Origin of the sequence: Methylibium sp. T29 (genome assembly GCF_000576205.1) — a bacterium.
Classification (GTDB): Bacteria; Pseudomonadota; Gammaproteobacteria; order Burkholderiales; family Burkholderiaceae_C; genus Methylibium; species Methylibium petroleiphilum.
The window spans coordinates 1-1,955 of the sequence record NZ_AZND01000417.1; the positions used below are offsets into that span (position 1 = coordinate 1).

The window sequence follows — 1,955 nt, forward strand, 5'->3', positions numbered from 1 at the left end:
CGGGGGATCCGTTCTTGACCTGGGGTGACTATCGCGTGGTGCACCGTGGTCCGCATCTGGCCGCTGTTTCGCATGGTTGGACGTCGACCCATCCGAACTGGGAGCACACCACCCACGGAGGGCCAAATGGAAATCTGTTCTGGGATCATGTGGTCGAGCTAGTACCCGAGGTGATCGTCATCGAGGCAGAGCCTGTGCGCTACCCGCGCGCGCCAGTGGGGCGCAAGCGCGTGTGGTTCGATGCACGGACATTGGTGCCGTTCCAGATGGTGTCCTACGACCGTCGCGGTGAGCTGTTTCGCCATTTCGATGCGTCCTTCGCGTACTACGACGATGGCAAAGCGCGGGTGATGGATGGCAAGGAGCCGTACTGGTCATGGGCGACCGTGCATGCCTTCAACGCGCAAACCAGCCGAATGACGCGAATCGAGCAAGTACGCGAGGTTTCGGGTGGCCACGCGATGCGCGTAAACGATCCAACGGTCTACGATAAATATCTGACTACGTTGGCTATGCAGCGATTGGGCACTTGAGTAAGTGTTGACGTAAGTTCGGCTTGCTGAATAGGTGGAATCAGTAAGTTTTATTCATCCGGAAACTTTCCTGGTTATATTTGGCCGGGAAATTTCCTTATATTCAGCGAAGATTATCTATTTCTGTCTATGAGAAGATCGACACGAGCCCCGAGGGAAGAGGCGCGCGCAGCCGACAACCAAGGTCGGCTGGTCGCGCTGATGAAGCGGCTCACGCCGAATGAAGGCTACACCCTCACTGCGTTGCCAGAAGTACGCCTTTTTCGTTCTGACCAGTCACTCACATCAACGCCTGCGTTGTATGAGCCTGGCATCGTGATCGTGTGTCAAGGGCGCAAGCGCGGGTTCTGGGCCGATCGGTTCTATCTGTATGACGACCAGCATTACCTGGCCGTATCGATTCCGGTGCCCTTCACGATGGAGATCGATGCAAGCTCTAGCGCGCCCTTGCTTGCGATCTACCTGACTCTCAATCTCCCCATGTTGGCTTCGATTGCGTTGGAACTGGACGAGTTGAGCCTGCCATCGCCGACGGATCCTTGCGGCATGGTGTCAACGCCGATGGACAGCCAGATGGCACAGGTTGTGTTGCGGCTGCTCGAGGCGATGAGCTCACCTGTGGAGTGTCGGGTACTGGGGCCAAGCCTTGTTCGGGAGATTTACTTCCGTGTTCTAACCGGTGCGCAAGGGCCTTCGCTGCGAGCCGCGCTTGCTAGTTATGGGAAGTTTGGAAAGATCGCGAAGTCTGTGCGGCACATTCATACCGCGTTCCAAGAGCGTCTATCCGTCGAGCGTCTTGCCAGCGAGGCCGCAATGAGCGTCCAGACGTTTCATGCCCACTTCAAGGCAGTCACTGACACCACGCCGACGCAGTATCTGAAGTCGGTTCGGCTCCACCAGGCGCGGCTGCTGATGCTGAGAAGTGACAAGACCGCCGCTACAGCTTGCGTGGAGGTCGGGTATCAAAGCGCCTCGCAGTTCAGCCGCGAGTTCAAACGGTTCTTCGGTCGAAGTCCAGGTCAGGAGATCGCACGTCTGAGATCAAGCTTTGCGATGCCTGAGTCGGCTGGCAAGCCGGTCTGGGTAGCTTCGCACTAGAGACCTCAGGCCAAGGCGATTCGCGTGGCGGGCTCTAGTTGTCTTGGCGACCCGCATCTTTTGCAGTCAAGCCATAGGTGTCAATCACCTCTTGAGGCCTTGGCAGAACTCGCCTACTTCGCTGATACCGCTTGAAAACTTCCCTGAACTCGCACGCGGAATTCCCTGTTAATCGGCGGTAGAAGAAGGGCCAGAGTTGACCTAAGTCCGCGTCACGGCGGATATTTTCCATCAGAACGCAGGCGAAGTCGCTCCATAGTGGCGCAGAACTCCCTGATAACGCCATTCAGGTCGTGGAGACGGGTTCGCAAGCGACTCCTAGCA

At 57.2% G+C, this 1,955-nt stretch carries 2 protein-coding genes; both read left to right on the forward strand.

From position 1 onward, the window contains the following. Positions 1-533 (forward strand): DUF1329 domain-containing protein (locus x551_RS21600; protein ID WP_036251256.1); only part of this gene is annotated, 533 nt, incomplete at its 5' end. A 201-nt stretch (positions 534-734) separates the two neighbouring features. Continuing rightward, positions 735-1,631, forward strand: a complete 897-nt coding sequence (locus x551_RS21605; protein WP_036251258.1) for an AraC family transcriptional regulator — start codon at positions 735-737, stop codon at positions 1,629-1,631. The last annotated feature ends 324 nt before the right edge of the window (positions 1,632-1,955 follow it).